Raw genomic sequence first — 23,327 nt, forward strand, 5'->3', positions numbered from 1 at the left:
GCCATGAAACGCCTGTTACTGATGCTGCTGACGGCCCTGCTGATCCTCGTCTGCGTGCTGGTCGGCCGCCCCCTGCTGCTGCCAGAAGCCCAGTTGAACCGCGACAGCGTTCAGCTGCCGGTGGCGATCGATGCCCAGCGCGCCGCCGAGAGCCTGGCCGCCGCCATTCGCCTGCCGACCATCTCCCACCAGATTGGCGCTCCGGCAGCCCAGCTGGAAGCCAGTCAGGCCGCCTTTGCCGGCCTGCGTCAGTGGCTGGTTGAGCGCTACCCGCGCGTCAGCCAGCAGTTGCTGATGGAAGAGACCGGCAGCCAGAGCCTGCTGCTGCGCTGGCCGGGGCTGAACCGCCAGCTGCCGGCCGTGCTGCTGATGGCCCACCAGGACGTGGTGCCGGTCGTGCCGGGCAGCGAGGCCCAATGGACTCACCCGCCCTTCGCCGGGATCATCGCCGACGGCTATGTCTGGGGCCGTGGCGCCATCGACACCAAAGGCTCGCTGGTGGCCATGCTGGAAGCCTGCGAGGCCCTGCTGGCTCAGGGGTTCACGCCGCCCCGCGATGTGCTCCTGGCCTTCGGCCATGACGAGGAGATCGGCGGTTCGGGCAACCGTCGCCTGGCGGCTCAGCTCAAGGCACAAGGCCAGCGACTGGCCTGGGTCAACGACGAAGGCGGCTTTATCGTGCGCGGCCAGGTGCCCGGCGTCAGCCAGGATGTGGCCGTCGTCGGCATCGCCGAAAAGGGCTACCTCAGTGTGCTGCTAAAAGCCAAGGCACAGGGCGGGCACAGCTCGCAGCCGCAACCCTTCGCCGAAACCGCCGTGGGACGCCTGAGCCAGGCCCTGCAACGCATCGCCGCCAAGCCCTTTTCCCGCGACCTGGAGGGCCCGACGCGGCAGCTGCTGGACAGCGTCAGCCCCGCCCAGTCGTTCGGCTATCGGATGGTGTTCGCCAACCTGTGGCTGTTTGCGCCACTGGTGGAGCAGCAGATGAGCGCCACCCCGGCCGGCGCGGCCCAGCTGCAGACCACCCTGGCGCCGACGCTGTTGCGCAGCGGCGTGAAGGAGAATGTGTTGCCGTCCGAAGCCCGCGCCATTCTCAACCTGCGCCTGCACCCGCGTGACAGCATCGACGGCGTTCTCGCCCATCTGCGCGAAGCCGTGAACGACCCGCTGGTGACCGTGCAGGCGATGCCCGGCGGCCGGGAAGCGTCAAAGGTTTCGGATGCGCAGGGCGCGGCCTTTAAGCAGTTCGCCGAGGTCATCCGGCAAAGCTTCGGCAATACCCTGGTGGCGCCCAACCTCACGGTCGGCGGCACCGATTCGCGCAGCTACGAAGGGCTATCGGACAACATCTTCCGCTTCAGCCCGCTGCTGATGGAGCCGGGCGATCTGGCGCGCATGCACGGCGACAACGAGCGGGTGGCCATCACCACCCTGGCCAACGCGGCCGGCTTCTACTACCGCCTGCTGGGCAGCCTCACGGGCGAGTAGCGCGGCGGTCGGCGCGGTCGTTGCCCCACTTGATCCACACATGCACCGGGATGCCGGCCAGCAGTAGCAGGGTGCCGAGATACACCGTCTCGGCACCGGCGCCGTAGATGGCCCAGCCGCTGTAGAGAAAGCCCAGCCCGCCGAGCATGCTGACCTTGAGCAGCGCCGCACCACGCAGGCCTTCCGTGCCCTTGAGGCGGATCATCAGCTCGGCCAGTGCGCAGAAGGCATAGGGCACCAGGCTGGCCATCACCGCCAGCAGGATGATGGCGTTGAAGGCTCCCACCAGACCGTGGGCGAAGTTCATCACCACCAGGATCGAGGCCAGCAGGTTGGAAAACACCAGCGCGTTGGCCGGCGTGCCGAAGCGCGACAGATGGCCCAGGCTGTGCGGAAATACCCGGTCCAGCGCCGCGCCGTAGGGCACCTGACCGGTCAGCAGGGTGAAACCGTTGAGCGTGCCGAAGGTGGCGATCACCGCCCCCACCGCCACCAGCACACCACCGACGTCGCCCCACATCAGTCGCGCCACATCGGCCAACGGCGCACTCGAGGCACTCAGTTGTTCGGCCGGCAGCACGCCCATGGTCACCGCCGACACCGCCATGTACACGCTGGCCGCCAGCAGCACGCCAAAGATGGTCGCCCTCGGAATGGTGCGGGCCGGATCGACCACTTCACCGGCCGGCACGGTGGCCGATTCCAGGCCGAGGAAGGCCCACAGCGTGATCGCTGCAGCCGCCGAGATCGCCGCCAGGTCAGACTGGCCGCTGCGGTTGATCACCGCGAAATTGGGCGGCTCCACCCACCACCAGCCCAGCACGCCGATCAGCAGCAGCGGCACCAGCTTGAGCACAGTGGTCAGCACCTGCACGGCACCGGCCTCCTTTACCCCGCGCACATTGATCAGGGTCAGCAGCCAGATGGCCGCCAGCGCGGTGAGCAGGCTGTAACCGGAGGATTCGCCAATGGCCGGCACCAGAAAGCCGACATAACCGGCCAGCGCCACGGCCACCGCCGCGTTGCCGGTCCACAGGGTAATCCAGTAGCCCCAGGCGATCAGAAAGCCGGCGAACTCACCGTACCCCGCCTCGGTGTAGGCATAGGGGCCACCGGTCTTGTGCACCAGCTGCGACAGGCGCCCGAACAGCACCGCCAGCACCAGCGCACCGCAGGAGGTCAGCAACCAGCCCCCCAGAGAAATGGGGCCGAAGGAGGCCAGCGAGGCCGGCAGCAGGAAAATCCCCGAGCCGATCATGTTGCCCACCACCAGGGCGGTACAGGCGATCAGGCCAAGGCCCTTAGCGGAGGGAGCAGATGACGGTTGCACAGCCATGGACGCATTCCTTGAGTCGGTTGGCTGCAGTGTAGGCCGCCAGGCAGGGGCTCATGCAATGCCCACAAACAACAACCCCGCCAGCAGGCGGGGTTGTTGATCAGCGAAGGAGGCGGATCAGGCGGCTTTCTGCTGCCAGGACACCGCTTCCTCGGCCATGGCCTGCTGGATGGCGCGCTTGCGGCGCTCCTCGGCACGGCGGCTGAAGTACCAGGCGAAGAAGGTGAACAACGACACCGACAGCAGCACCAGGCTGGCAACCGCGTTGATCTCCGGCTTCACACCCATACGCACGGCGGAGAACACTTCCATCGGCAGGGTAGTCGAGCCTGGGCCCGATACGAAGCTGGCCAGCACCAGGTCATCCAGCGACAGGGCGAAGGACATCATGCCGCCCGCTGCCAGTGACGGTGCAATCATCGGGATGGTGATCAGAAAGAACACCTTCCACGGCTTGGCACCCAGGTCCATGGCCGCCTCCTCGATGGACATGTCCAGTTCACGCAGGCGCGAACTCACCACCACCGCCACATAGGCCGAGCAGAAGGTGGTGTGGGCGATCCAGATGGTCAGCACGCCACGCTCGGCCGGCCAGCCGATGATCTGCGCCATGGCCACGAACAGCAGCAACAGCGACAGACCGGTGATCACCTCGGGCATGACCAGCGGCGCGGTGACCAGGCCACCGAACAGGGTGCGCCCCTTGAAGCGTGGGATGCGGGTCAGCACGAAGGCCGCCAGGGTACCCAGCGCCACCGCCGCCACGGCGGTGTACAGGGCGATCTCGATAGAACGCATCACGGCGCCCATCAACTGGCTGTTGTCGAGCAGGCCGGCATACCACTTCACCGACCAGCCGCCCCACACGGTCACCAGCTTGGAGCCGTTGAACGAGTAGATAACCAGGATGACCATCGGCAGGTAGATAAACAGCAGGCCGACCCAAAGCATCAGGGTGGAGAAACTGAAGCGCTTCATACCTTGCCCTCCAGTTCCTTGGCTTGGTTACGGTTGAACCAGATGATCGGCACCATGAGGATGGCCAGCATGATCACCGCCAGGGCGGACGCCACCGGCCAGTCGCGGTTGTTGAAGAACTCCTGCCACAGCACCTTGCCGATCATCAGGGTCTCCGGGCCGCCGAGCAGTTCCGGAATCACAAACTCGCCCACCGCCGGAATGAACACCAGCATGCTGCCGGCGACGATGCCGTTCTTCGACAGCGGTACGGTGATTTTCCAGAACGCGGAGATGTTGCGGCAACCCAGGTCGGCCGCAGCCTCCAGCAGGGTCAGGTCATGCTTGACCAGGTTGGCGAACAGCGGCAGCACCATGAACGGCAGGTATGAGTAGACGATACCGATGTACACCGCGACGTTGGTGTTGAGGATCTGCAGCGGCTCGCTGATCAGCCCCAGCTGCATGAGGAAGCCGTTGAGCAGACCATTGGTGCTGAGGATGCCCATCCAGGCGTAGACGCGGATGAGGATCGCTGTCCAGGTCGGCATCATGATCAACAGCACATAAACCGTCTGCATTTCCTTGTCGGCACGGGCAATGGCATAGGCCATCGGATAGCCGATAAGGAGACACAGCAGGGTGCTGATCGCCGCCATCTTCAGCGAACCGAGGTAGGCCGAAACGTACAGGTCGTCCTCGGTGAGCAACAGGTAGTTGCCCAGGTTGAGCACCAGCGAGATCTGGTTGTCGACCCAGCTCCAGATTTCGGTGTAGGGCGGGATGGCCACGTCCGCTTCGGCAAAGCTGATCTTCAGGACGATGAAGAACGGCAGCATGAAGAACAGGAACAGCCAGAAGAATGGCACTCCGATAACGAAGTGCCGCCCCCTCGGCAGGAGGCGTTTCAGGGTGCGTTTGCTCATGACCGCAGTACCACTCCGCTGTCGTTTTCCCAGTGCACGAAGACCTGATCACCCCAGGTCGGCCGGGTGCCACGGCGCTCGGCGTTGGTCATCACCGCCTGCACCACCATGCCGCTGGGCAGTTCGATGTAGAACACCGAATGGCCACCGAGGTAGGCGATGTCCTGCACCCTGCCCACCGACCAGTTGCTGTCGTCGGCCGGCTGCTCGGTGGTGACCCAGAGCTTTTCCGGACGCAGGGCGTAGGTCACGCGCTTGTCTTCCAGGGAGGTGCTGACGCCGTGGCCGACGTAGATCGGGCGCTCTAGCTGGGGACAGGCGATCACCGCGTGGTCTTCCATGTCCTGGACCACTTCGCCCTCGAACAGGTTGACGCTGCCGATGAACTCGCACACCAGGCGGTTGATCGGGGTTTCGTAGATGTCCACTGGGCTGCCGATCTGCTCAATGCAGCCCAGGTGCATGATGGCGATGCGCTCGGCCATGGTCATGGCCTCTTCCTGATCGTGGGTCACCATCACGCAGGTCACGCCGACGCGCTCGATGATTTCCACCAGCTCCAGCTGCATCTGCGAACGCAGCTTCTTGTCCAGCGCGCCCATCGGCTCGTCGAGCAGCAGCAGCTTGGGACGCTTGGCCAGGGAGCGGGCCAGGGCCACGCGCTGGCGCTGGCCACCGGACAGCTGGTGCGGCTTGCGTCGGGCGTACTGGGTCATGTGCACCAGCTTGAGCATCTCGGCCACGCGCTTGTCGATCTCGTCCTTGGGCAGACCATCCTGCTTAAGGCCGAAAGCGATGTTCTGCTCCACGCTCATGTGCGGGAACAGCGCGTAGGACTGGAACATCATGTTGATCGGCCGCTCGTAGGGCGGCAGGTCGGTGATGTCCTGGCCATCCAGATAGATGCGACCTTCGGTCGGCCGCTCGAAGCCGGCCAGCATGCGCAACAGAGTCGACTTACCCGAACCAGAGCCGCCGAGCAGGGCGAAAATCTCGCCCTTGTTGATGGTCAGGGACACCGAGTCCACTGCCGCCGTCTCGTCGAACTTCTTGGTCACCCGGTCGATTTTTACCAGCACCTCTTTAGGCTGCTGGTCGCCGGTGAGGGCTTTCTTGTAAGCACCGGAGGCTATTGCCATTACCACACTCCCACTGTGCGCAGGCCGAGAAGGCCGCGCCTTTTGTCGTTGAGGGCCGCCCGCGACCCTTGGTGTTTTGTCCGGCGGGGCCCCCTATCCGGGAAGGCCACCGCGTCGATACCTTCGGGAGACCGTGTCCGGCACCTTGCCAGACACATCCCCCCTCCCCCACACGGGGATGGCGACAGGCTTGTGTCGCCGGCTTGCTCCATCAAAATCTGGCGGTCCCTGGCGGGCGCAGTGCGCCCTCACAGCAGGTAATGCCCGCCCGGCCAGTGCTGGCTGGCCAACCGCGCCGGATCAAGGCCCACGCGGTCACGCATTCGGAGGTTGCCGGCCTGTTCAAGAGACCGGCAACCGGGTCACACTGTTACTTGCCGGACTTGATCTTGGTCCAGCTGCGAGTCATCGCACGCTGCACCTTCGGCGACTGCTCGGCAAAGGTGTAGAGCTTGGCGCTGGCCTCGGCAGTCGGGTAGATGCCCGGGTTGGTACGGATCTCTTCCGACACCAGTGGCGTAGCGGTGGCATTGCCGTTCGGGTAAGCAACGTAGTCGGAGACTGGCGCGATCACTTCCGGAGTCAGGATGTAGTTGAGGAAGGCATGTGCGGCATCGCTGTTCTTCGAGTCCGCCGGAATCGCCATCATGTCGAAGAACGCGGCTGCGCCTTCTTTCGGGATGGTGTAGGCGACTTTCACGCCGTTCTTGGCTTCCTCGGCGCGGGCCTGGGCCTGGAACACGTCGCCGGACCAGCCGACGGCCACGCAGATGTTGCCGTTGGCCAGGTCGGAGATGTACTTGGAGCTGTGGAAGTAGGTGATGTACGGACGCACCTTCATCATCACTTCTTCAGCCTTGGCCACGTCCGCCGGGTTGGTCGGGTTCGGGTTCAGCCCCTGATAGTGCAGGGCCGCGGCCATGATTTCCTGCGGAGCATCGAGCATGGACACGCCACACTCCTTCAGCTTGGCCATGTTTTCCGGCTTGAACACGGTTTCCCAGGAGTCGATGGTGTCGACGCCAAGGGCAGCCTTGACCTTGTCCGGGTTGTAGCCGATGCCGGTGGTGCCCCACAGGTAGGGGAAGGCGTACTGGTTGCCCGGATCGGCGGTTTCCAGCGACTTCATCAGATTCGGATCGAGATGCTTCCAGTTCGGCAGTTTGGACTTGTCCAGTTTCTGGAACACGCCTGCCTTGATCTGCTTGGCGAGGAACTGGTTGGACGGAACCACGACGTCATAGCCGGACTGGCCGGTGAGCATCTTGGCTTCGAGGGTTTCATTGGAGTCGAAGACGTCATAAACCACTTTGATGCCGCTGGCCTTCTCGAAGTTGGCCACGGTGTCTTCAGCGATGTAGTCCGACCAGTTGTACACGTGTACAACCTTGTCTTCCGCCTGGACGGCGCCAACCAGGGCGGCGGCGACGGAAAGAGCGAGGGCGGTCTTGCCAATCATCTTCTTCATGCGTAGAGCTCCAATTGTTTTTTGATTAATCCGGAAGGCGCGCAGCCTAGCTGCGGCACCTCCCGGTGAGCCTGGCCAACGCACTGGCGCAGAGTCTCGCAAGGTCTAGCCTGGGGCTCAACCCTGCAGATCACGATAGGCCAGGTCGAGGCACATGCGCGCTTTCTCCACCAGCTCATCGATTTCTTGCTTGGTAATGACCAGCGGCGGAGCAATGATCATGGTGTCGCCCACGGCGCGCATGATCAGACCGTTACTGAAGCAGTAGCCGCGGCAGGTCATGCCGGCAGCCTTGTCGCTCGGGTAACGCTCGCGAGTCGCCTTGTTCTTCACCAGCTCGATGGCACCGAGCATACCCACGCCACGGACTTCACCCACCAGCGGGTGATCAGCCAGCTCACGCAAACGTGCTTGCAAGTACGGTGCCGTTTCGTTCTTGACCCGCTCGATGATCTTTTCTTCCTTGAGAATGCGCAGGTTTTCCATACCCACCGCCGCCGCCACCGGGTGACCGGAGTAGGTGAAGCCGTGGTTGAAATCGCCACCCTCGTTGATCACCTGAAACACCTTGTCGCTGACGATCAGGCCGCCCATCGGCACGTAGCCGGAGGTCAGGCCCTTGGCGATGGTCATCAGGTCCGGCTTGTTGCCGTAGTAATCGCTGCCAAACCACTCGCCGGTACGGCCAAAACCACAGATCACTTCGTCGGCCACGAACAGGATGTCGTACTTGGCGAGAATCTCGCGGATGCGCGGCCAGTAGGTGTCCGGCGGGATGATCACGCCGCCGGCGCCCTGGATCGGCTCGGCGATGAAGGCGGCGACCTTGTCTTCGCCGACTTCGAGAATTTTCTTTTCCAGCTGATCGGCGGCCCAGATGCCGAACTCGTCCGGGGTCATGTCGCCACCCTCACCGAACCAGTACGGCTGCGGGATGTGCACGATGCCCGGAATCGGCAGGTCGCCCTGCTTGTGCATGCCGGCCATGCCGCCCAGGCTGGTGCCTGCAACGGTGGAGCCGTGGTAGCCGTTGATGCGGCCGATGATGACCTTCTTGCTCGGCTTGCCCTTGAGGTCCCAGTAGTGGCGGACCATGCGCAGCATGGTGTCGTTGCCTTCGGAACCGGAACCGGTGAAGAACACATGGTTCATGCCTTCCGGCGCCACGTCGGAAATGGCCTTGGCCAGCTCCAGCACCGGCGGGTGAGCGGTCATGAAGAAGGTGTTGTAGAACGGCAGCTCGCGCATCTGCTTGCTGGCGGCCTCGACCAGTTCCTCGCGGCCGTAACCGATGGCCACGCACCACAGACCGGCCATGCCGTCGAGGATCTTGTTGCCCTCGCTGTCCCACAGGTGAACGCCTTCGGCCTTGGTGATGATGCGCGGCCCATTTTCATGCAGCTGCTTGTAGTCAGTGAACGGCGCCAGGTGGTGGGCGCGGCTCAGCTCCTGCCATTCACGGGTTTTCGGGTTGTTCACTGTGTTACTCATCTCAACTACTACCTATGTCGTGCGAGCCGGGGGTTCGGCGCCGCAAAAAAGAGGGGCTGACACGGAGCGGGGATCACCCGCTCCGGCCACCGGATCAAACGGACAGCAGGAGGAACTCGCGTTCCCAGGAGCTGATGACCCGCTTGAAGTTTTCATGCTCGGCACGCTTCACCGCCACGTAGGCACGCATGAAGCGCTCACCGAGGTATTTCTCGCCTTCCTTGCAGGCCTCCATGCGCTCCAGGGCGCTTTCGATGGTGACCGGTAGACGCAGGTTGCGGCGCTCGTAACCACGGCCCTTGACCGGCGCGCTGGGCTTGATGCCTTCAGCCATGCCGATGAAGCCGCACAGCAGGGATGCCGCCAGCACCAGATAGGGGTTGGCGTCGGCACCGGCCAGGCGGTTCTCCACGCGGCGGTTCTGCGGACCGGCTTCCGGCACGCGCAGACCCACGGTGCGGTTCTCCTCGCCCCACTCGACGTTCACCGGCGCCGAGGTATCGGGCAGGAAGCGGCGGAACGAGTTGACGTTGGGCGCGAACAGCGGCAACAGCTCGGGAATGAACTTCTGCAGACCGCCGATGTGGTGCATGAACAGTTCGCTCATGGTGCCGTCGGCATTGGAGAACAGGTTCTTACCGGTCTTGATGTCCACCACACTCTGGTGAATGTGCATGGCGCTGCCCGGCTGATCGGTGATCGGCTTGGCCATGAAGGTCACCGCCACGTCGTGCTTGAGCGCGGCTTCACGCATGGTGCGCTTGAACACGGTGATCTGGTCGGCCAGGTGCAGCGCGTCGCCGTGACGGAAGTTGATTTCCATCTGCGCCGGGCCGTCTTCGTGGATCAGGGTGTCCAGATCCAGGTCCTGCGCCTCGCACCAGTCGTAGACGTCTTCGAACAGCGGGTCGAATTCGTTGGCGGCGTCGATGGAGAAGCTCTGACGACCCACTTCCGGACGACCGGAGCGACCCACCGGTGCTTCCAGCGGGAAGTCCGGGTCGGCGCAGCGCTTGGTCAGGTAGAACTCCATCTCCGGCGCGACGATCGGCTGCCAGCCCTTATCGGAATACATCTTCAGGACTTTCTTGAGGACGTTGCGCGGCGACAGCTCGATCGGGTTGCCCTGCTTGTCGAAGGTGTCGTGAATCACCATCGCCGTCGGCTCGATGGCCCAGGGCACAACAAATACGGCGTTCTCATCCGGACGGCAGAACATGTCGATGTCCGCCTCGTCCAGCAGCTCGTAATAGATGTCGTCATCGACATAGTCGCCGGTGACGGTCTGCAGGAGCACACTCTCGGGGAGGCGCATGCCCTTCTCGTCCAGGAATTTGTTGGTCGGCGCAATCTTGCCGCGCGCGATACCCGTCAAATCGCTGATCAAGCATTCAACTTCGGTGATTTTGCGTTCTTTCAGCCAGCTGGTCAGCTGGTCGAGCTTGGTAGTCATAAAGACCTCAGGGTTTATAGAGCGGCTACTGCGGACCGGTTAAAGCCTAGCGAAACCTCCCAGTTTCACCGACCGGTTGCTCACCTACTCACGTTGCCCCGCCCTCTTCCTGCAAGCCTCACCAAAGGCCTGGAAGATGGCGAGATAATTCGGGTTGGATCGTACCTGCCATTCCGGGTGCCATTGCACCCCAAGTGCGAAGCTTTGTGCACCCTCGACAGAGAAGGCTTCAACCAACCCGTCAGGCGCCAGAGCTTCCACGCGAAGGCCCGGCGCCAGACGTGCAACGCCCTGGCCATGAATCGAATTGACATCTATCTGCGCTGGCAAGCCGAGGCCAGCGAGAATGCCACCGGGCTGCACCTGCAGCGCGTGACGGGGAGCGTATTGCACTTCCACCGGCTGCTCGGCCGGCTCGCGATGATCGAGCATGCCGGCGACCTCATGCACCTTCTGGTGCAGAGTGCCGCCGAATGCCACGTTGATTTCCTGGAAGCCGCGGCAGATGCCCAGCAGCGGAATGCCGGCGCTGATCGCCTTGCGAATTAGCGGCAGCGTGGTGCTGTCGCGCGCCGGATCGCTGTGGGAGTCCGGGTCGCTGGCGGTGCCTGAATAATGATGGGCTTCGATGTTCGACGGCGAGCCGGTACACAGCAAGCCGTCTAGACTGTCGAGCAGAGTGTCCTGGTCCAGCAGCTCGCCCAGAGCCGGAATTACCAGAGGCTGGCACGCCGCGCCGACAACAACGGCACGGACATACTTGTCACCAGCGATATGGTAAGGGTGCAGACCGATCTGCCTGGTGCAGGCGGTAACACCTATTAATGGCAGGCGAGCCATGAGACACCCGTTTTATTGATGTTGGTGGGTTGGCCCGAGATTAACCCTGTTCAAATTTTTACACAACCACCCTGTAAAAAATTGAACACGCCCCTCGCTACACCCCACCGTGTGCGCCCTGCAGCAGACTGTCCACAGGGTAAAAATGCCCCAAAACTGGCGCTGCCGCCCCGTTTTAGGGCAAAATGCCCGGCTATTGACAGGCCGTAGTGTTTGAGATTGACTCACACCCATGCGCTTGCATGATTGAAATTTTTAACAAAAAAGGTGTTGCATCATGTCGGTACCCACCAGTGCCGTTACGCTGAACGAAGCGAATGAGTTCCTTAAGGAACATCCTGAGGTCCAGTTCGTCGACCTTCTTATTGCCGACATGAACGGCGTCGTTCGCGGCAAGCGCATTGAGCGCGCTAGCCTGCACAAGGTCTATGCCAAAGGCATCAACCTCCCCGCATCCATCTTCGCCCTCGACATCAACGGCTCCACCGTTGAAAGCACCGGCCTCGGCCTGGACATCGGCGATGCCGACCGCATCTGCTTTCCGATCAACGGCACCCTGTGCAACGAACCGTGGCAGAAGCGCCCGACTGCCCAATTGCTGATGACCATGCACGAACTCGATGGTCAGCCGTTCTTCGCCGACCCGCGTGAAGTGCTACGGCAGATCGTGCAGAAATTCGACGACCTCGGCCTGACCATCTGCGCCGCGTTCGAAATCGAGTTCTACCTGATCGACCAAGAGAACGTGAATGGCCGTCCGCAGCCGCCACGCTCGCCAATGTCGGGCAAGCGTCCGCAGTCGACTCAGGTCTACCTGATCGACGACCTCGACGAGTACGCCGACTGCCTGCAGGACATCCTCGAAGCCGCCAAGGAGCAGGGTATTCCCGCCGACGCCATCGTCAAGGAAAGCGCCCCGGCACAGTTCGAGGTCAACCTGCATCACGTCAATGACGCGATCAAGGCCTGCGACTACGCCCTGCTGCTCAAGCGTCTGATCAAGAACGTCGCCTACGACCATGAAATGGACACCACCTTCATGGCCAAGCCCTACCCCAACCAGGCGGGCAACGGGCTGCACGTGCACATCTCGCTGCTGGACAAGAAGACCGGCAAGAACATCTTCACCACCGACGACCCGCTGCAGAGTGCCACCCTGCGCCATGCCATCGGCGGCGTACTGGAAACCATGCCGGCATCGATGGCCTTCCTCTGCCCCAACGTCAACTCCTACCGCCGCTTTGGCGCACAGTTCTATGTGCCCAACGCGCCGAGCTGGGGCGTGGACAACCGCACCGTGGCGGTCCGCGTACCAAACGGCAGCCCGGACGCCGTGCGCATCGAGCATCGTGTCGCCGGCGCCGACGCCAACCCGTACCTGATGATGTCGGCCATCCTCGCCGGCATTCACCACGGCCTGACCAGCAAGATCGAACCGGGTGAGCCGATCGAAGGCAACTCCTACGAACAGCTGGAGCAGAGCCTGCCGAACAACCTGCGCGATGCCCTGCGCGAGCTGGACGAAAGCGAAGTGCTCAACCAGTACATCAGCCCGGATTACATCGACATCTTCGTCGCCTGTAAGGAAGCCGAGCTGGAAGAGTTCGAGACCACCATCTCCGACCTCGAATACAACTGGTACCTGCACACCGTGTAAGTCCCTGCAACGCCGGCCTCGCGCCGGCGTTGCTTTAACCGAATGCTGACGGCACAGCCCTGTCCCGGGGTTGCGCCAGCGGCTGGCCGAAAATCGGCCGCGAACCGGAGGAGATCGCCATGCCCCACTCGCCTGCCGGCTTCTTCCATCAGTGGCCATGCCAGCCACGGCGGCTGCGCCACGGCGACCCCTGAGCCACACCAACACCCACCATAAAGCCACTCGGCAACAGCCGGGGGCGACAAAACCACCCTGCCATTCAATTTGTCCAGCGCTGCACCTGGCGTCAGATCGTCACGGCCGCGCATCGATTACTGGAGGCTGAAATGCGCCGTTTGCTTGCCCCTCTGCTGCTGTTGCTGTGCCCGGCTCTGAGCCAGGCCGAAGATGTCATCCAGGTGTGGAACTGGAACGACTACATTGCCCCGCAGGTGCTCAAGGACTTCGAAAAGGACACCGGCATCCGTGTTGAATACCGCACCTTCAGCACCGCCGAAGAACTCGACGAGGCCCTGCAGAGCGATGCCGCGATCGATGTCGCCGTGCCGTCCCACGACAGCCTGCCTGGGATGATCAAGGCGGGTCGCCTGCAACCGCTGGACCTCGGTCTGCTGCCCAACCGCCAGCACCTGGACAAGGCCATTCTCAGCAAACTCGCCGCCTTCGACCCGCAGAACCGCTATGCCGTGCCCTACCTGTGGGGCACCGTCGGCCTGGCGGTGAATGTACCGCAGGCCGAAGCGGCCCTCGGCGGGCCAGTGCCGAACAGCTGGAATCTGCTGTTCGACCCAGCCATGAGCGGCAAACTGGCCAGCTGCGGCATCGCCATGATCGACTCCAGCAACGAAGCGCTGGCGGTGCTGCTCAACTATCAAGGGCGCAACCTCGCCCACAGTTCGCCCAAGCAGCTCAAGCGCGCCGGCGACACCCTCGCCAGCCTGCGCCCCAACCTGCGCTACATCGACAGCGAGCGCTATATCGCCGATCTGGCCAATGGCAAGCTGTGCGTAGCCTTCGCCTGGGTCGGCGACGCCCTGGCCGCCGCCGATGCCGGCCAGCCGGTGAGCTTCATGGTGCCGGACGAAGGCTCGGCGCTGTTCATCGACAATATGGTCATCCCGACCAGCAGCAAGCGCGCCGATCTGGCTCATCGCTTCATCAACTATCTGCTGCAGCCGCAGGTCGCTGCACTGACCTCCGGCGAGGTGCTCTACCCCAACCCGAACAAGGACGCCAGCCAGTTCATGGACGACAACCTGCAACAGCAGCTAGCCCAGGTGAACACCGCCAAGCGCCGCCTGTTCGCCCCCGAAGCCCTGCCGGACAAGCTGGAAGTGGCCAAGGAAGAGGTGTGGAGCCAGTTCAAGGGCAAGCCCTGACAGCGCCCCTTGCCGCGGGCAGCGGCATGACGTCCAATAGCGCCTCCGCCGCGGCCATGCCGCAACGGCAACAGACCCTAGTCCCGGAGATCGTCATGTCGCGCCCCGCCACCGCCCGCAAGCCGCGCGCCAGCAGCCAGGCGCGCATCCAGCAGATTCTTGAGGCGGCACGCAGCCAGCTGGCCGAAGAAGGCGTGGCCAGCCTGTCGATCTACAGCGTCGCCGAGCGCGCGGGTATTCCACCTTCTTCGCTGTATCACTTCTTTCCCAGCGTACCGGCACTGCTGCAGGGGCTCACCGCCGCCGTACACGCCGCCTTCCGCGACTGCCTGGCACAGCCCATCGATGCCGCCAGCCTGCATAGCTGGCGCGACCTGTCGCGCCTGATCGAGCAGCGCATGCTGCGCGTCTACGAACAGGACCCAGCCGCTCGCCAGCTGATCCTCGCCAGCCATGGCCTGGCCGAAGTGACCCAGGCCGACCGCCAGCATGACGACCAGCTTGGCCGGCAGATGCAGGCCCTGTTTGCCCATTATTTCCAGCTGCCGGCTTTGCCGGAGGATATCGACGTGTTCGCCCTCGCCCTGGAGCTGGGCGACCGCGTGTATGCCCGCTCCGTGCAGCAGTTCGGCTTGATCACACCACGCCTGGCTGAGGAAGGCCTCCGCGTGTTCGATGCCTACCTGTCGCTGTACCTGCCGCCCCACCTGCCGCTGCAGCCGCGCTGAAACGAAATCACCGATAAACATCGGCATAATAAGCCGCTTTCTTTCTAATTCCGCCTTATCTCGAATAATAAATCGATAAAGATCGGTAAATTAGCTTCCAATGTCGATTTTTATCGGCTATAAATTGTTCATTGTCTGACGCGTCGCCCCGAGACCGACAGACCCAAGCCATGTCTGCTACCGTCAGACCGCTGCGGTTTCAGCTCCGATGAGGTGTTCCATGTCCCGCACCGTCGCCGCGACCCAGACGGCCTGTTCCTCGGATCGCGCCAGCGCAAGTCTGCCAATGACTTGAGGCCCGTAGCATCGACCACATACGACCCTCGCCGGGTCGCACCCGACCTACCCTGAACCTCGTTTCGGTGACCCTATGACCACCCTGAACACCACCCCGCGCACCGATGGCTTCCGCATGCCAGCCGAATGGGAAACCCACAGCCAGACCTGGATGGTCTGGCCGGAACGTCCGGACAACTGGCGTAACGGCGGCAAGCCGGCACAGGCCGCCTTCGCCACCGTCGCCCGCGCCATCGCCGAGTTCGAGCCAGTGACCGTGTGCGCTTCCGCCGGGCAGTACGACAACGCCCGCGTGCGTCTCGATCACGCCAATATTCGTCTGCTGGAAATCACCAGCGACGACGCCTGGGTGCGCGACACCGGGCCGACCTTCGTCATCAACGACGAAGGCTCCGTGCGCGGCGTGGACTGGACCTTCAATGCCTGGGGCGGCTTCGACGGCGGCCTGTACTGGCCGTGGCTGCGCGACGACCAGGTGGCACGCAAGATCCTCGAAGTCGAGCGCTGCGCGCGCTACCGCACCGAGGGTTTCGTGCTGGAAGGCGGCTCCATCCATGTCGACGGCGAAGGCACCCTGATCACCACCGAGGAATGCCTGCTCAACCGCAACCGCAACCCGCACCTGACTCGCGAAGAGATCGAGGCGCAGCTGGCGGAGCACCTGGCCATCGACACGGTGATCTGGCTGCCCGACGGTCTGTTCAACGACGAGACCGACGGCCACGTCGACAACTTCTGCTGCTATGTGCGCCCAGGTGAAGTGCTGCTGGCCTGGACCGACGATGTGAACGACCCCAACTACCCGCGCTGCCAGGCGGCCATGCGCGTGCTGGAAACGGCTCGCGACGCCAAGGGACGCGCGCTGGTGGTACACAAGATGCCGATCCCCGGTCCGATCCATGCAAGCGAGGAAGAATGCGCCGGCGTGGATGCCGCCGAAGGCAGTCAGGAACGCGATCCGTCGATCCGTCTGGCCGGCTCCTACGTCAACTTCCTTATCGTCAACGGCGGCATCATCGCGCCCTGCTTCGATGATCCGAAGGATGAAGAAGCCCGCGCCATTCTCGAACGGATCTTCCCCGAGCATCGCGTAGTGATGGTGCCCGGCCGCGAGATCCTCCTCGGCGGCGGCAATATTCACTGCATTACCCAGCAGCAACCAGCGCCGCAACGGCGCTGAGCCCCCGGTTGAGCGTGCGCCTGCAAGGCGCACGCTCAACTATGCGGCCGGCAGGCCGACAACTCGACGACTACGCTGAAATAAAAACTGCCAGCATTCGCCGAGGTCTTCATGTTCAATACCCAACTCAAGCAGCAACTGGCCGCCTGCCAGCTGCTGCTGGCCGAGGCCCAAGCCCGCCGAGAGGCAGTAGATCGCTCGATGGCCGTGATCGAGTTCCAGCCCGACGGCACCATCGTCGCCGCCAACGACAACTTCCTCGCCACCATGGGCTACCGCCTGGATGAAATCCGCGGCCAGCACCATCGCCTGTTCTGTCAGCCCGGCTATGCCAGCAGCGCCGACTACCAGCGTTTCTGGCAACGCCTGGCCTCCGGCGAGTTCATCCGCGAGCGCTTCCTGCGCCTGAACAAAGCCGGCCAGCAGGTCTGGCTGGAAGCCAGCTACAACCCGGTGCGCGACGCCAGCGGGCGGGTGACACGGGTGCTGAAAATGGCCACCGACATCACCGCCCAGGTGATCGGCGAACAGGAACAGAGCAGCCTGATCAATGCCATCAACCGCTCCATGGCCACCATCGAATTCAATCCGCAAGGCGAGGTGCTCGCGGCCAACGACAATTTCCTCGGTGTCATGGGCTATCGCCTGGAAGAGATCCGCGGCAAGCACCATCGCCTGTTCTGCGAGCGCAGCGAAAGCGAGTCGGCCGAGTACCGTCAGTTCTGGGAGCGCCTGAACCGCGGCGAGTTCTTTTCCGGGCGCTTCAAGCGCATCAATCGCCAGGGCGCCACGGTCTGGCTACGCGCCACCTACAACCCGGTATTCGATCATCAGGGCCGCCTGTACAAGGTGGTCAAATTTGCCAGTGATATCACCGAGCAGGTCCAGCAGCAGGAGGCCGAGTCACGCGCCGCGCGCCTGGCCTACGACACCTCGCTGCACACCGACGAGACCGCCCAACAGGGCGCACGGGTGGTGCAGCACACGGTCGACGTGATGCAGGGCATCGCCGGTGAACTGAACCGCGCCGCCGATGGCATCAGCGCGGTCAGCCAGCAGTCGGAGATGATCAGCAGCATCGTGCAGACCATTCGCGGCATCGCCGAACAGACCAACCTGCTGGCACTCAATGCCGCCATCGAGGCGGCGCGCGCCGGAGAGCAGGGCCGCGGCTTTGCCGTGGTCGCCGACGAGGTGCGCAACCTGGCGGCACGTACCAGCCAGGCTACGGTGGAGATCGTCGAGGTGGTGCGGCGCAACCACGAGCTGGCCCAGGGCGCGGTGAGCAGCATGGAAGCCAGCAAGGACAAGGCCGAACAGGGCGTGACGCTGGCCAACGAGGCCGGACAGGTCATCCTGGAAATTCAGGACGGTGCCCGTCAGGTGGTACAGGCCATCAGCCAGTTCACCGCCACCCTCGAGCAATGACTCAGCGCGACAGGGCCTGCTGCGCCGTCTGCGGATCGAGCTGGCAGAGCGCAGCGTACTGGCTGACAAACACCTGACCGGCAAAGCGCTGGAAGAAATCCGAGCGCTTGAGCCGGTCCAGCACCGGCCCCTTCACTTCCGACAGGTGCAACTGCACCCCGGCGCTGTGCAGGCGCGCATCAATGGTTTCCAGGGAATCCAGCGCGCTGGCATCAATCAGGTTGACCCCCGAGCACATCAGCACCAGGTGACGCACCGCGGGCCGCGCCGCCACCAGCTCGGCGATGCGCTCCTCCAGATAGCGCGCATTGGGGAAATACAGGCTCTCGTCGACCCGCAGCGACAGCACTGTCTCGCTCTGCACCACGGCATAGCGCTCGATGTTGCGAAAGTGTTCGCTACCCGGCAACTGGCCAACCACCGCGATATGCGGGCGACTGGTGCGCCAGAGGAACAGCAGCAGTGATAACGCCACGCCAATGACGATGCCCGGCTCGACACCAACCAGCAGCACCCCCAGCAGCGTCGCCGCCTGAGCCACGCCGTCCTGCCAGGCATAGCGCCAGGTGCGCCACAATGAGCGCAGATCGATCAAGCCAAGCACCGCAACGATGATGCTGGCGGCCAGCACCGCCTGAGGCAGCAGACGCAGCAGCGGCGTCAGCAGCACCAGCACCAGCAGCATCAGCGCGGCGGTGAATACGCCTACCATGGGCGTGCGCGCGCCGCTGTCCACGGCAATCGCCGAGCGCGAGAAGCTCGCCGCCACCGGCAGGCCACCACTGAAGGCCGCCGCCAGATTGGCCGCGCCCTGACCAAACAGCTCGCGGTCCGGCTGCACCGACTGACGCTGGCGCGCCGCCAGACTCTGGGCGATGGAAATCGACTCGACGAATCCGACCAAAGCAATCAGCGCCGCACTGGGCAACAGATCCAGCAGCAGCGCGGGATTGAAGCTCGGCAGACTGAAACCGGGGAGATGCGCAGTGACCGCACCGACCACCCGCACTCCCTGGCTGTCCAGCTGCAGCAGCGCGCTCAACAGCAGCGCCAGCCCCACCACCAGCAACGGCGCCAGACGATTGCTCAGCTGCGCCCGCGAAGGCTTCAGCCCCAGGCGCTGTAGCAGTCGCGGCAGCGGGCCGCGCAGCAGCACCAGCAACAGCACACTGCCCAGCCCAACCGCCAACGTCGGGCCATGGCTGGCTGGCAGTTGCGCCCACAGGGCGGGGAACAGTTGCGGCAGGTTGTGCCCCTCGGCCGATACGCCGAGCAGGTGACGCACCTGGCTGGCGGCAATCAGCAGGGCCGAACCGCTGACAAAACCGGCGATCACCGGATGGCTGAGGAAGTTGGCGAGAAAGCCCAGGCGCAGCAGCGCCAACAGCGCCAGCAACAAGCCGACCAGCAGGGTCAGGCTCAGCGCCGCCGCCCCGTAGGCCGCGCCGCTCAAGCCCAGCGGTTGCAGGGCACTGGCGGTCATCAGGGCGAGAATCGCCACCGGACCGACAGCCAGCGCCACCCCGGGACTGGCGCCGAACAGGGCATAGGCCAGCAACGGCAGGATGCTGGCAAACAGCCCGGCCTCGGCCGGCAAGCCGGCCAGCTGCGCGTAGGCCAGCGCCTGCGGGGTCAGCAGCAGGCTGACCAGCAGCGCACCGAGCAGGTCATGCCCCGCCTGCCGCCGATCATAGCCGCGCCAGGTGGCCAGCAGAGGTAAAGCGCGCTGCAAGCTAGATAACATTCAACGGCACCTTGAGGTAACGCACGCCATTGTCTTCGGCTGGCGGCAGCTCACCGCCGCGCATGTTGACCTGCACCGAGGGCAGGATCAGCACCGGCATCTTCAGGGTGGCGTCGCGGGCGCTGCGCATGGCGACGAAGGCATCCTCGTCCACTCCGGCATGGATGTGCAGGTTGTGCGCCTTCTGCTCGGCCACCGTGGTCATGCACGCATACTCGCTGCGCCCGGCCGGTAGGTAGTCATGGCACAGGTACAGGCGGGTCTCGTCCGGCAGGGCAAACAGCCGCTGGATCGAGCGGTACAGAGCCCGCGCATCGCCACCGGGGAAGTCGCAGCGCGCCGTGCCGTAGTCGGGCATGAACAGGGTGTCACCGATGAAGGCGGCATCGCCGATCACATAGGTTACGCAGGCCGGCGTGTGCCCCGGGGTGTGCAGCACGCGTGCGTCGAGCGAACCGATGGCGAAACGGTCGCCATCCTCGAACAACCGGTCGAACTGCCGGCCATCGGTGGCGAATCCGCTGCCGGCATTGAACAGCTTGCCGAAGGTGTCCTGCACCCGGGTAATCAACGCGCCAATGCCCAGTTGCCCGCCCAGCGCCTGCCTGAGGTAGGGCGCGGCGGAGAGGTGATCGGCGTGGACATGAGTCTCCAGCAGCCAGTCCACCGTCAGGTTTTCAGCACGCACAAAGGCGATCAGCTTGTCGGCGCTGGCGGTACTGGTGCGCCCAGCGGCCGCATCGTAGTCCAGCACCGAATCGATGATGGCGCAGCGCTTGGTGTCCGGGTCACTGACCACGTAGCTCCAGGTGAAGGTGGCCGGATCGAAGAAGGCCTCAACCTGCGGGTTCATTGGGCACGCTCCCGGCGCTCCAGCGCCTCGAACAGGGCCATGCCGATCAGCATGGCTGCCACAAAGAGAAGCACCTGCCAGTGACCGGTCAGGAAAATGGCCACGGCCGGCCCCGGGCAGATGCCGGCGATGCCCCAGCCGATGCCGAACAACAAACTGCCACCGATCAGCCGGCGGTCGATCTCACGCTTGGTCGGTAGCTGCATGGGCAAGCCCAACAGTGACTGCTGGCGTTTCCTGGCCAGGGTGAAGGGCAACAGGGCCACGGCAATGGCGCCGGCCATCACTAGCGCCAACGAAGGGTCCCAGGCGCCCGCGAGGTCGAGGAAGCCCAGCACCTTGGCCGGATTGGCCATGCCGGCCAGCAGCAGGCCGAGGCCGAAGATCAGCCCGGCGGCGAAAGCGGTCAGTTTGCCCATCTCAGGCTCCCAGCAGATGACGGATGACGAACACGCTGGCAAAACCCGCGACCATGAACGCCAGGGTCGCGGCCAGCGAGCGCGGCGACAGCCGCGACAGACCACAGACACCGTGGCCGCTGGTGCAGCCGGCGCCGTAGCGGGTGCCGAGGCCGACCAGCAGGCCGGCCAGGGCGATACTCAGCCAGCCGCCCTGGAACTCGATGACCGGCAGCGCGGTGAACAACTGCCAGAGCAGCGGCGCGACCAGCAGGCCGAGCAGGAACAGCGCCTTCTCGCCCAGCCCCTCGCGACTGCGGGAAAACAGGCTACCGAGCAGGCCGCTGATACCGGCCACCCGGCCGTTGGCCAGAACGAAAATGCCGGCCGCCAGGCCGATCAGCGCACCGCCGGCCAGGGCCGACCAGGGTGTGAAGTGCAACCAGTCGATGCTCATTGCTCACCTCCGCAGAACTGCTGGTAAAGGGTGTTGATTACCGCCAGCGCCGCCGGGCTGCTAATGCGGTAGAAGATCTGCTTGCCCTCGCGGCGGGTTTCCACCAGTCCTTCGCGGCGCAGCACCGCCAGTTGCTGGGACAGCGTCGGCTGCAGGATGCCAAGCAGCGCCTCCAGCTCACTGACATTGCGCTCGCCCTGGGATAGCTGGCAGAGCAGCAGCAGGCGATCGGGATTGGCCAGGGCCTTGAGCAACTGCCCGGCGGCACTGGCATTGGCGCGCAGCAGATCGATGTCTGGCGCAGCGGGAAGATCAGTCACGGCAAACACTCTCACGAAAGACAATATGTATTTAAATATATTGTTTATTCGCTATATGTACAGCCGGGCCGACCGACGGCATACCCCTGCCAAATAAAAAACCCGCCGGCGCGAACGCGGGCGGGTTTCTTGAACGCCGCGAAATCAGGCGTTGGCGGGGCGCAGCGAGTAGGTCTTGAGCTGCTCGGCGAAGTCGCGCAGCGACTGGATGCCACTGGCCTCGGCCTCGGCCACCCACTGCTTGATTGCTTCGAGCATCTCGTGGCCGTTGCTGCTGGTCTTGACCCAGATCTGCTGCAGGGCCAGACGCTTTTCGTAGATCACCTTGAGCGCCTGGCTGTCTTCCAGCATGCGCTGGATACGGGCCTGATGGCTCTCGTCGAGCAGGCTGGTCTCACGCGACAGCAGGCGCTTGGCGCGGCGGAAATGATGGCGGACAGAGGCGTCGGCCTTGGCCACTTCCTGCTTGACCAGCGGCGCGATGACCAGCTTGCGGTACTGCGCCATGATCTGGAAACGGTTGTTGAGGATAGCCATGGCGGTGTCCATGTCCAGGCTGCCCTTGCCCTCTACGCGGTGGGCGATCGGCGCCACACGCTGCACCTTGGCCAGGCCGAGTGCACTGAACAGCTGGATCCAGGCCCAACCCATGTCGAACTCCCACTTCTTCACCGACAGCTTGGCGCTGTTGGGGTAGGTGTGGTGGTTGTTGTGCAGCTCCTCACCGCCGATCAGGATGCCCCAGGGCACCAGGTTGGTGGCAGCATCGCGGCACTCGAAGTTGCGGTAGCCGACGGCATGGCCCAGGCCGTTGATCACGCCGGCGGCCCACACCGGAATCCACATCATCTGCACCGCCCACACGGTCATGCCGAGCACGCCGAACAGCGCCAGGTCGATGATCGCCATCAGCACCACACCACCCTCGGGGAAACGCGAATAGACGTTGCGTTCGATCCAGTCCTCCGGGCAGTTCTTGCCGTAGATACGCAGGGTGTCCTCGTTTTTCGCCTCGGCGCGATACAGCTCGGCACCGGTCAGCAACACGGTACGCAGTCCCTTGATCACAGGGCTGTGCGGGTCATCCACGGTTTCACACTTGGCGTGGTGCTTGCGGTGAATAGCGGTCCACTCCTTGGTGTTCTGCGCCGTGGTCAGCCACAGCCAGAAACGGAAGAAGTGCTTGAGCGCCGGGTGCAGCTCCAGCGCGCGATGCGCCGAGTAGCGGTGCAGGTAGACGGTGACGCTGACGATGGTGATATGCGTCAGTACCAGGGTGACCGCTACCAGCTGCCAGGCCGAAAGGTCGAGCAAACCGTTGTACCACATGCAGGAAAAACCTCGATAAGGGGGAACATCGTGAACAAGTGTGCACATTATCGCGGAGGCGGGCGCTAAAAGCAGCGTCCGGCTTAGACAAAAATGGTGATTTGTTGATCTGGCTTATGGTTTGCTGCCCTATTAGCTGCGGTTCGGCGCCTTGAGCCTGGGCCAACCCCACCTATGCTTAGACGGCAGCCGCAGTCCCGAGGATCTATGAGCGCAACGTCCAGACAGTTCACCCGACCCTTGCTGATCTGGGGCAGTCTGCTGCTGGCCCTGCTGTTCATCGTGCAGGTCCTGTTCGCCCTGCAGCGCCAGGATCGCGCGCTACAACAGCTCCTGGACGAGCAACTGGCGCGCGACCACAGCATCCTCCAGGCCGCCCTGCTCAGCCGCCGCACCTCGGTCGCCCGCATCAGCCAGGAGCTGGCCAGCGATCCGTATCTGAAACAACTGCTAAGCCGT

At 63.8% G+C, this 23,327-nt stretch carries 19 protein-coding genes and 2 pseudogenes; 7 read left to right on the forward strand and 14 right to left on the reverse strand.

Annotation, left to right across the window (positions count from 1 at the left end; all coding sequences use genetic code 11):
- Nucleotides 1–3: 3 nt before the first annotated feature.
- Nucleotides 4–1,488, forward strand: a complete 1,485-nt coding sequence (locus HNP49_RS14970; protein WP_184684575.1) for a M20 family peptidase — start codon at nucleotides 4–6, stop codon at nucleotides 1,486–1,488.
- On the opposite strand, the gene HNP49_RS14975 is transcribed toward HNP49_RS14970, so the two are convergent.
- From HNP49_RS14975 to HNP49_RS15010, 8 genes are all read right to left on the reverse strand, one after another.
- Nucleotides 1,475–2,824: an amino acid permease gene (locus HNP49_RS14975; RefSeq protein WP_184684577.1), complete on the reverse strand. Its 1,350-nt coding sequence runs from the start codon at nucleotides 2,822–2,824 to the stop codon at nucleotides 1,475–1,477. The genes HNP49_RS14970 and HNP49_RS14975 overlap by 14 nt on opposite strands.
- 117 nt (nucleotides 2,825–2,941) lie before the next feature.
- Nucleotides 2,942–3,802: an ABC transporter permease subunit gene (locus HNP49_RS14980; RefSeq protein ID WP_184684578.1), complete on the reverse strand. Its 861-nt coding sequence runs from the start codon at nucleotides 3,800–3,802 to the stop codon at nucleotides 2,942–2,944.
- Nucleotides 3,799–4,680, reverse strand: a complete 882-nt coding sequence (locus tag HNP49_RS14985; protein WP_184684651.1) for an ABC transporter permease subunit — start codon at nucleotides 4,678–4,680, stop codon at nucleotides 3,799–3,801. Before HNP49_RS14985 ends, HNP49_RS14980 begins: the two co-directional genes overlap by 4 nt.
- A 23-nt stretch (nucleotides 4,681–4,703) precedes the next feature.
- Entirely contained in the window at nucleotides 4,704–5,846 is a 1,143-nt protein-coding gene (gene potA / locus HNP49_RS14990) for a polyamine ABC transporter ATP-binding protein (RefSeq protein WP_184684580.1), read from the reverse strand.
- A gap of 370 nt (nucleotides 5,847–6,216) precedes the next feature.
- A complete protein-coding gene (locus tag HNP49_RS14995) occupies nucleotides 6,217–7,314 on the reverse strand; it encodes an extracellular solute-binding protein (RefSeq protein WP_184684582.1) in 1,098 nt (365 codons plus the stop codon).
- A gap of 117 nt (nucleotides 7,315–7,431) precedes the next feature.
- The gene (locus tag HNP49_RS15000) at nucleotides 7,432–8,805 is read right to left on the reverse strand and encodes an aspartate aminotransferase family protein (protein WP_184684584.1); all 1,374 of its coding nucleotides are present in this window, start codon (nucleotides 8,803–8,805) and stop codon (nucleotides 7,432–7,434) included.
- A 94-nt stretch (nucleotides 8,806–8,899) separates the two neighbouring features.
- Nucleotides 8,900–10,258 (reverse strand): glutamine synthetase family protein, encoded by a 1,359-nt coding sequence (locus tag HNP49_RS15005; RefSeq protein ID WP_184684586.1) that lies wholly within the window; start codon nucleotides 10,256–10,258, stop codon nucleotides 8,900–8,902.
- 84 nt (nucleotides 10,259–10,342) lie between these two features.
- Nucleotides 10,343–11,098 (reverse strand): gamma-glutamyl-gamma-aminobutyrate hydrolase family protein, encoded by a 756-nt coding sequence (locus tag HNP49_RS15010; protein ID WP_184684587.1) that lies wholly within the window; start codon nucleotides 11,096–11,098, stop codon nucleotides 10,343–10,345.
- 277 nt (nucleotides 11,099–11,375) lie between these two features.
- Here HNP49_RS15010 and HNP49_RS15015 point away from each other — a divergent pair, with 277 nt between their 5' ends.
- The 6 genes and pseudogenes from HNP49_RS15015 to HNP49_RS19030 form a co-directional block, all read left to right on the forward strand.
- Nucleotides 11,376–12,755 (forward strand): glutamine synthetase family protein, encoded by a 1,380-nt coding sequence (locus HNP49_RS15015; RefSeq protein ID WP_184684589.1) that lies wholly within the window; start codon nucleotides 11,376–11,378, stop codon nucleotides 12,753–12,755.
- 326 nt (nucleotides 12,756–13,081) lie between these two features.
- Nucleotides 13,082–14,134, forward strand: coding sequence for an extracellular solute-binding protein (locus HNP49_RS15020; RefSeq protein ID WP_184684591.1), 1,053 nt, complete (start codon nucleotides 13,082–13,084; stop codon nucleotides 14,132–14,134).
- 95 nt (nucleotides 14,135–14,229) lie between these two features.
- Nucleotides 14,230–14,862: a TetR/AcrR family transcriptional regulator gene (locus HNP49_RS15025; RefSeq protein WP_184684593.1), complete on the forward strand. Its 633-nt coding sequence runs from the start codon at nucleotides 14,230–14,232 to the stop codon at nucleotides 14,860–14,862.
- Nucleotides 14,863–15,232: 370 nt separating this feature from the next.
- Nucleotides 15,233–16,339, forward strand: a complete 1,107-nt coding sequence (gene aguA, locus HNP49_RS15030; RefSeq protein WP_184684595.1) for an agmatine deiminase — start codon at nucleotides 15,233–15,235, stop codon at nucleotides 16,337–16,339.
- A gap of 111 nt (nucleotides 16,340–16,450) precedes the next feature.
- Nucleotides 16,451–17,227, forward strand: a pseudogene (locus HNP49_RS19025) (PAS domain-containing protein); the annotation flags it as partial.
- A 102-nt stretch (nucleotides 17,228–17,329) separates the two neighbouring features.
- A pseudogene (locus tag HNP49_RS19030) lies at nucleotides 17,330–17,767 on the forward strand (methyl-accepting chemotaxis protein); the annotation flags it as partial.
- A gap of 1 nt (nucleotide 17,768) precedes the next feature.
- On the opposite strand, the gene HNP49_RS15040 reads toward HNP49_RS19030, so the two are convergent.
- The 6 genes from HNP49_RS15040 to desA all read right to left on the reverse strand — a co-directional run bounded on the left by HNP49_RS15040 (nucleotide 17,769) and on the right by desA (nucleotide 22,868).
- Nucleotides 17,769–19,511 carry a SulP family inorganic anion transporter gene (locus HNP49_RS15040; RefSeq protein ID WP_184684599.1) on the reverse strand — a complete coding sequence of 581 codons (1,743 nt, stop codon included), beginning with the start codon at nucleotides 19,509–19,511 and terminating at the stop codon, nucleotides 17,769–17,771.
- Nucleotides 19,501–20,364, reverse strand: a complete 864-nt coding sequence (locus tag HNP49_RS15045) for an MBL fold metallo-hydrolase (protein WP_184684600.1) — start codon at nucleotides 20,362–20,364, stop codon at nucleotides 19,501–19,503. Before HNP49_RS15045 ends, HNP49_RS15040 begins: the two co-directional genes overlap by 11 nt.
- On the reverse strand, nucleotides 20,361–20,783 hold the full coding sequence (locus tag HNP49_RS15050) for a DUF6691 family protein (RefSeq protein WP_184684601.1): 423 nt from the start codon (nucleotides 20,781–20,783) through the stop codon (nucleotides 20,361–20,363). The genes HNP49_RS15045 and HNP49_RS15050 overlap by 4 nt, the downstream gene beginning before the upstream one ends.
- A 1-nt stretch (nucleotide 20,784) precedes the next feature.
- Nucleotides 20,785–21,219: a YeeE/YedE family protein gene (locus tag HNP49_RS15055; protein ID WP_184684602.1), complete on the reverse strand. Its 435-nt coding sequence runs from the start codon at nucleotides 21,217–21,219 to the stop codon at nucleotides 20,785–20,787.
- Nucleotides 21,216–21,539: a metalloregulator ArsR/SmtB family transcription factor gene (locus HNP49_RS15060; RefSeq protein WP_184684603.1), complete on the reverse strand. Its 324-nt coding sequence runs from the start codon at nucleotides 21,537–21,539 to the stop codon at nucleotides 21,216–21,218. Before HNP49_RS15060 ends, HNP49_RS15055 begins: the two co-directional genes overlap by 4 nt.
- 144 nt (nucleotides 21,540–21,683) lie before the next feature.
- Nucleotides 21,684–22,868 (reverse strand): delta-9 fatty acid desaturase DesA, encoded by a 1,185-nt coding sequence (gene desA / locus HNP49_RS15065; RefSeq protein ID WP_184684604.1) that lies wholly within the window; start codon nucleotides 22,866–22,868, stop codon nucleotides 21,684–21,686.
- Nucleotides 22,869–23,327 lie beyond the last annotated feature (459 nt).

The organism is Pseudomonas fluvialis, assembly GCF_014207935.1.
In the GTDB taxonomy this organism is placed as follows: Bacteria; Pseudomonadota; Gammaproteobacteria; order Pseudomonadales; family Pseudomonadaceae; genus Aquipseudomonas; species Aquipseudomonas fluvialis_A.

Coding starts and splice junctions, on each gene's coding strand:
- HNP49_RS14970 (WP_184684575.1), top strand. CDS start 4: ATGAAACGCCTGTTACTGATGCTGCTGACGGCCCTGCTGATCCTCGTC.
- HNP49_RS14975 (WP_184684577.1), bottom strand. CDS start 2,824: ATGGCTGTGCAACCGTCATCTGCTCCCTCCGCTAAGGGCCTTGGCCTG.
- HNP49_RS14980 (WP_184684578.1), bottom strand. CDS start 3,802: ATGAAGCGCTTCAGTTTCTCCACCCTGATGCTTTGGGTCGGCCTGCTG.
- potA (WP_184684580.1), bottom strand. CDS start 5,846: ATGGCAATAGCCTCCGGTGCTTACAAGAAAGCCCTCACCGGCGACCAG.
- HNP49_RS14995 (WP_184684582.1), bottom strand. CDS start 7,314: ATGAAGAAGATGATTGGCAAGACCGCCCTCGCTCTTTCCGTCGCCGCC.
- HNP49_RS15000 (WP_184684584.1), bottom strand. CDS start 8,805: ATGAGTAACACAGTGAACAACCCGAAAACCCGTGAATGGCAGGAGCTG.
- HNP49_RS15005 (WP_184684586.1), bottom strand. CDS start 10,258: ATGACTACCAAGCTCGACCAGCTGACCAGCTGGCTGAAAGAACGCAAA.
- HNP49_RS15010 (WP_184684587.1), bottom strand. CDS start 11,098: ATGGCTCGCCTGCCATTAATAGGTGTTACCGCCTGCACCAGGCAGATC.
- HNP49_RS15015 (WP_184684589.1), top strand. CDS start 11,376: ATGTCGGTACCCACCAGTGCCGTTACGCTGAACGAAGCGAATGAGTTC.
- HNP49_RS15020 (WP_184684591.1), top strand. CDS start 13,082: ATGCGCCGTTTGCTTGCCCCTCTGCTGCTGTTGCTGTGCCCGGCTCTG.
- HNP49_RS15025 (WP_184684593.1), top strand. CDS start 14,230: ATGTCGCGCCCCGCCACCGCCCGCAAGCCGCGCGCCAGCAGCCAGGCG.
- aguA (WP_184684595.1), top strand. CDS start 15,233: ATGACCACCCTGAACACCACCCCGCGCACCGATGGCTTCCGCATGCCA.
- HNP49_RS15040 (WP_184684599.1), bottom strand. CDS start 19,511: ATGTTATCTAGCTTGCAGCGCGCTTTACCTCTGCTGGCCACCTGGCGC.
- HNP49_RS15045 (WP_184684600.1), bottom strand. CDS start 20,364: ATGAACCCGCAGGTTGAGGCCTTCTTCGATCCGGCCACCTTCACCTGG.
- HNP49_RS15050 (WP_184684601.1), bottom strand. CDS start 20,783: ATGGGCAAACTGACCGCTTTCGCCGCCGGGCTGATCTTCGGCCTCGGC.
- HNP49_RS15055 (WP_184684602.1), bottom strand. CDS start 21,219: ATGAGCATCGACTGGTTGCACTTCACACCCTGGTCGGCCCTGGCCGGC.
- desA (WP_184684604.1), bottom strand. CDS start 22,868: ATGTGGTACAACGGTTTGCTCGACCTTTCGGCCTGGCAGCTGGTAGCG.